General features: G+C 36.2%; 5 protein-coding genes and 1 pseudogene. All 6 read right to left on the bottom strand.

The features are described from left to right. Window positions 1-74 precede the first annotated feature (74 nt). On the bottom strand, window positions 75-863 hold the full coding sequence (locus IBX48_RS09670; protein ID WP_296833886.1) for a hypothetical protein: 789 nt from the start codon (window positions 861-863) through the stop codon (window positions 75-77). Next, window positions 841-2,172 carry an O-antigen ligase family protein gene (locus IBX48_RS09665; protein WP_296833884.1) on the bottom strand — a complete coding sequence of 444 codons (1,332 nt, stop codon included), beginning with the start codon at window positions 2,170-2,172 and terminating at the stop codon, window positions 841-843. The genes IBX48_RS09670 and IBX48_RS09665 overlap by 23 nt, the downstream gene beginning before the upstream one ends. Beyond that, complete coding sequence (locus IBX48_RS09660; protein WP_296833882.1) at window positions 2,156-3,094, bottom strand: phosphotransferase; 939 nt, start codon at window positions 3,092-3,094, stop codon at window positions 2,156-2,158. The genes IBX48_RS09665 and IBX48_RS09660 overlap by 17 nt, the downstream gene beginning before the upstream one ends. 89 nt (window positions 3,095-3,183) lie before the next feature. After that, window positions 3,184-4,311 (bottom strand): hypothetical protein, encoded by a 1,128-nt coding sequence (locus IBX48_RS09655; protein ID WP_296833880.1) that lies wholly within the window; start codon window positions 4,309-4,311, stop codon window positions 3,184-3,186. Further along, on the bottom strand, window positions 4,308-5,321 hold the full coding sequence (locus IBX48_RS09650; protein WP_296833878.1) for a polysaccharide pyruvyl transferase family protein: 1,014 nt from the start codon (window positions 5,319-5,321) through the stop codon (window positions 4,308-4,310). Before IBX48_RS09650 ends, IBX48_RS09655 begins: the two co-directional genes overlap by 4 nt. A 6-nt stretch (window positions 5,322-5,327) precedes the next feature. Then, window positions 5,328-5,533 (bottom strand): annotated as a pseudogene (locus IBX48_RS09645) (hypothetical protein); the annotation flags it as partial.

Below are 5,533 nucleotides of genomic sequence, written 5' to 3'. Positions count from 1 at the left end.
TCATCCTCAAACAAACGCGGCTTAATCAGAAAGACACCTTCTATGGATTGCTTAAAGAACTGCATTAATTGAACTCAATTAAAATATGCATCAAATATATGCTGTGCTAATAATACCGAGATTTCACCACTACGAACCAATGGCCAATTGTACGCATCAGATCTATCAATCACTCTTGGATAACTAGGACGCATTCTTACTGGAACAGTTTGATAACCCAGGTGAACCATTGCCGCTACGCGATGTTTCCCTCCTAACACAAAAAAACGAAAATCATTACCACTTCGCATAAAAAAACCTTCTATTGTGCCTTTATGCATTTGATAACCTTGTTTTGAAATACTCTTTACTACTTTGGTTAACCTTTTATATTCAAGCAAAGCTTTCTGTTCAGAAATTGGTCCGTAATAAGAAAGCCCGTGTTCTGATGTCAACCCAGCCTCTCCTCGTGGTTTTTGGCGTTTACGTAAAAGCCAAGGTATCTCCCAAGGTTCAAGGCTTTCACCCAGCTCCCCTTTTTCTTCAAGACCATATAGTTGCGCGATATTATTTGGGGCCAATTTTGAATAAAATTGAAATAATGAATGATGGCCTTCTTTTAAAGTTTTTAGAAAGGGATGATTTGGATTTGAGAATGCATGTCCGCCAGGCATTACAAGCATATTTGTCGGCAAATGCATAATTGGATTTACCCCAACATAATATTGCAGTTGAGGCAATATTAACTCAGCATTTTGAATTTCGGCGTTATTCGCTCCGGCTAGCTTAAAATCTAAACCGCCCGACCTCTTAAGGTCAGCTGCTTCAATGTGATATATTTTATTACTATAAAAAATCGTTTTAATTTGATTTATAAGGTTCATTTTGATGCTTATGCTGTAATGCGAAACTTAATAATAGAGTTGAAAACAGTAAAAAATGCGCTGATGTATCACTTCTAACCAACGGCGAATCCGGGACAAACACTAGAATACTTGCTACAGTAAAAACAAAACCAGCGACCCAAAACGCCTTATTTTCAGTAGTCGCATTCGCGATACCTTTTGTAAAGACAACTAACAAAAAACCAAGCATAAACAAAACCATTACAAAAACAAAAACACCATAGGTAAACCATGACATTAAATATTGGTTGTGCATATGACGGTAGTCTAAACCAGAAAAATCAATACTGAATTCTTCTTTAGCTACCTGCGCGGTATAATAACTTTGCTTTTCCCTAAATTGGTCACTCCCCACCCCGAACCACGGGTAATCCACAATACCGCGCACCCCGCCTTCATAAGATATAAGCCTTTCACCAACACTTGATCTAAACGTTTGACGATCTAGGTACTCACTTACGTTGTTAAATGCTAGGTTAACTCGATCAACAAAAAGTTTTTTAGCGGGCGTTACGGTTAAAGTGGCCGCAATCAGCAATATGAGTGCAAAAATGGCAATTACAACTTTATAAGGCCTTATATTTAAAGTATCTCTGAAATAATATACGTAATAGACTGACCAAGCAATCAGCGCTTCCGGCCATCCGATCCAGGCCTGACGTGTTTGCGAAAACACAATCGCCAAAAATACCAAACTGACCAATATTATCCATATTGAAAAAAAGCTCCAACCTTTTCGGAAAGCCCATGGCAAGGAACCCATTAAAATAATGAATACGCCATTAGCAAAAACACCCATTTTTACTGGGTGCAAATAAACACTCCCTAGTCTTATACCTCTTTCCAACGCATCAAGCCCACCGACCGCATGAACTTCCATCACAAACAAGCTAATAACCGCTACACCCGCTAACCCCATAAAAGCCCAGAAAAAATCAACAGAAGGCTTTAATACATAAATCGCTATACCCAACAACATAAAAATGAAAACATTATGTGCAATATTTAAGTTTGCCCAAGCCGTTGAACCCAAAGGCCAATGTGTAAAAGATGAAATGACCGTGAAGGTCCAATAGAAAAACAATATATAAAACCAAACTTTGAGTGTTTTTGGCAACGCTATTTCATTTTGGTATTTACGCCACACATAGATTCCAAAAATTAAAATTGGTAGATAAAGGATTTCAAAATTCAGATCAAAGCCTCTAGCAAGGTTATAACCAAAAAAGAAAGTCCCGAGAAGAAAAAATAAAATCTTAAGATCCGCACCTCTAGACAATGTTTGCATTTTTAATTTCCTCGATTATTTCTAAGATTAATTTTTGATCATTTTTTTTAAGCGTATTTTTATCTATATGCAACAATTTAGCCAACATAAAACAATAAAAAAACAATAAGCTTTCAAACTCGTCTAGTTCGAAAAAAAACGCGATTTCTCTTAACTTTGATATTGATATATTTTTCTGTTTTGAAAACCAAAACCCTAAGTCCCAAATTCTTAAACCATAAGCTGTATAGGAAAAATCAATTAAATAAAGCTCCCCCTTGTTAAGGCGAACGTTATTTTTCTTGAAGTCACCATGAACATAGCCGAAGTAAGGTTCGAGATTTTTAGCTTGGAGTCCTTGGTGAATCTGGTTAGCAGCTTCTTCAAGCATGACAGGACTTAGTCCAGATTTCACCAACATGCCAGACCTTAAATTAAAGAATTGCTGAATAAACTCAAAAGCACTTTGACTTGAAGGCGTTGTTACAAAGTTATTGATCAAGTTGATAATTTTTGTATCACCCTCAATTGAATTAAGGAACATTGGCCGTGATTTATTTTGATTTTTTATCTGTTTGAAACCTTCATCACAGGCCCTCATGCGAAGATACAAGTCTTTTAGTTGAACTTGGGAAACAAGTTCGGCTTGCCCATAGAAACTCATAGTCAATGCTAAATAATGTTGACCAATCTTTTCAACCATTTCGACGCTTGAAGAAAATTGCTTTTTTTTACCTAGGTTTTCTGCTTGCCAATTAAGAAATGAATGCTCACGAGAAATTAAGTAATTTGGGGCGACTTTAGTAATATAGCAAGGTTTTTTTTCTTTTAAACCATAGTGGACAAAAAAACCAATATTATTAAAACCGCCTAGCTTTTTAAAAAAGGTTCTATATTTTGTGTACTTTAGATCTTCAAGCTTTTGATTTAAGATCGATTGCATCTTAAATAAGCTTACACCTGTGGCTTGCTTAAAACTGAATGCATTGAATAGTTGATCAATAAAATTCTGTAATATTTTTAAATAGAACATCAGCGTCTTGAAATATATTTATGGTAGTAGTCATTTATAAATGAGACTTTATCCAGGTTTCCTGATCGATAAGCAACACGATATGCATCTTGAATATAAGACCTATTTAAAGCCGGGTCAGTTGAGAACTTGAGATTTTTTGACAAAGTCTTGTTGTCTATAAACACTTCACAGGGAATATATCCGACACTTGCTAAAAACATGTATTTCGTCCGCATGCACTTAGAACACACACCGCAATTAAGCGGCCTAATTTTACGATTTTTGCAAAACGAAATAGCATTTAGAGCCGTATTATTTTTAGCCAACTGACCAACTTTTTCAGCTCTTGTTGTATCTTCTCCATGAACATGCAACTTGAAATTGTCAACAAAAAACCAACGGTTACTTGGATACAATGAACCTGCTGGAAACACTTCAAATTGCTGAAAATCACTATGATCTGCAGCCAAATATAAACCTTCATAATTTTTTGCGAACATCAAACCAACGCCAAAAAGTAAAAAAACATGTGACAGTTGCCCGCCTATTCCATATTTTTTATAAACTTCATAAGCATTTGTTTTTACAACAATACGTTTACCCGAATAGTTTGATATGAAGTTTTCCGTCTTGGTACAAAGATCTGAAAACTGTTCTGTCATGGCCGCATTATAATCCATTCCCAAAACCGTCAATAAATCCGGTTTAGTAGAAAACCCAGCATTTAGTAATGAGTAAGTTGAATCTACGCCTCCAGAGAAACAGAATAAAGATGACTTTTTTTCTCCACTGCTTAACGCATTTTCAATGACTGAATAGTCAACCTGAATCATTGAATAACGCTCAGGAAGCCATGATGACCATATGTCACTGAGTTTTTCAGCATTGATCTTGGCTTGCGCTGAGCCTACTCCATGGATGAATAGATTCGCTTTTCGTGCCATAGCAATTGGCAAGCATAACCAAGTAACGAAATCGACAAGCTCTTTGTCGTAGCTTTCACCTGTCATAACTTCAAGTTCAAACCTATCCTCCCCGCACTGAACGGAAACTTTATCCGCCTGGTATTCAATTTTTACTTCCAGTGTCGCATTTTGCATTTGGGATTTATTTAAACGCTGGAACCATTTTTTTAAGATTTTCATTTCAATGCCTTAAACTCTGAACCGTAAATAATACTATCAACCATATTAGCAATTGACTGCTCAGCAAACATAGAAAAACGTTTTGCCGATTCTTGCTCTTCTGGGCTAAAAAATGCGTACTCAGCTAAATTAATCGAATCCAAATTCTCAAAGTTAATCACTCGATGCACAGAACCATAACAATCTTGAAGCAGGTTAGAAATCTTTGGCGTGTTTGATTCAATCGCAATAAATGGAATTTGATGCTTAATGCACATCGTTACTGTGTGGTAACGACCAGTAACAACAACATGATATGTTTTTAACTGTTTAATATAATCCTGTGGCTTCGTGCTTCTCTTACGATCCAAGGTAAGCCATTTATAAATACTTTTAACAAATGGCCTTGGACTTTTAAAAAAGTTTTCATTTTTAGGTCGTGCAACAACCATCGAAGTAAAATCAAATGCATTTTTTTTACAGAAAGCTTTCAGCTTCGGAATTTCATGCTTTAAGGCCGTGTCAATAACAAGACCTTTCTTTGTGGGCTGAACATCAATATTTAATTGCTTTGCAAACGTCATATCAGGCACATACTCACCATGAAGTCCATTTTGATTTAACTCAAATAGGCTTTCTCTGTCACGTACAAAAACATTTTGATAATACTTAAGAGTCTGGTACAAGCTTGGTTGATTCTTATATAACGTTGCGTTAATCAATACACTTGGGGTATCAAGCTTTAGTTTCGCAAATTCAGCAAACTCGCTAAGGGCTCGTGCATGTTTACGTGTAGCACTGTGGTGAATCGTTCCTTCACCATTTACAATAATCAAGTCAACTTTGGGTTTGTTTAAAATTTGACGCTTATATTTCCGCCAATCCTTGCCAACTGGCCAGGCCCAGACCACTTGAACACCAGCTTCTTCTAGTAAACCTCTGAGGTTTTCCATAACCAATAGGCAACCATAATGGTTTGTGAGGCTGGTATCATTAATAATGGCGACGGTTTTTATTTGCTGATGATTCATAACTATCTAATTTTCAAACTCTAAAGATTCTAAGCGCTTTATATCTATATCAAACTGTTTTGTTATTGGAATAAATCTCTGCTGAAAAGGATCCTCTTCATTCAAAGTTGCAATAATTTTTATATCGTCTCGCAACCATTTAGCCGTAAACAAAACCGTGCCAACATCGCCAATAACTTTTGCCCCATTAGGCAATAGTGGCAGTACAAATT

Source organism: Thiomicrospira sp. (assembly GCF_014859555.1).
Classification (GTDB): domain Bacteria; phylum Pseudomonadota; class Gammaproteobacteria; order Thiomicrospirales; family Thiomicrospiraceae; genus Thiomicrospira.
The sequence above is the reverse complement of the archived record's forward strand: the minus strand, read 5'-3'. Positions and strand labels throughout refer to the sequence as shown.

What these genes read in the sequence shown, in the direction of transcription:
- IBX48_RS09670 (WP_296833886.1), bottom strand. Translation starts at nt 863, where the DNA reads ATGAACCTTATAAATCAAATTAAAACGATTTTTTATAGTAATAAAATA.
- IBX48_RS09665 (WP_296833884.1), bottom strand. Translation starts at nt 2,172, where the DNA reads ATGCAAACATTGTCTAGAGGTGCGGATCTTAAGATTTTATTTTTTCTT.
- IBX48_RS09660 (WP_296833882.1), bottom strand. Translation starts at nt 3,094, where the DNA reads ATGCAATCGATCTTAAATCAAAAGCTTGAAGATCTAAAGTACACAAAA.
- IBX48_RS09655 (WP_296833880.1), bottom strand. Translation starts at nt 4,311, where the DNA reads ATGAAAATCTTAAAAAAATGGTTCCAGCGTTTAAATAAATCCCAAATG.
- IBX48_RS09650 (WP_296833878.1), bottom strand. Translation starts at nt 5,321, where the DNA reads ATGAATCATCAGCAAATAAAAACCGTCGCCATTATTAATGATACCAGC.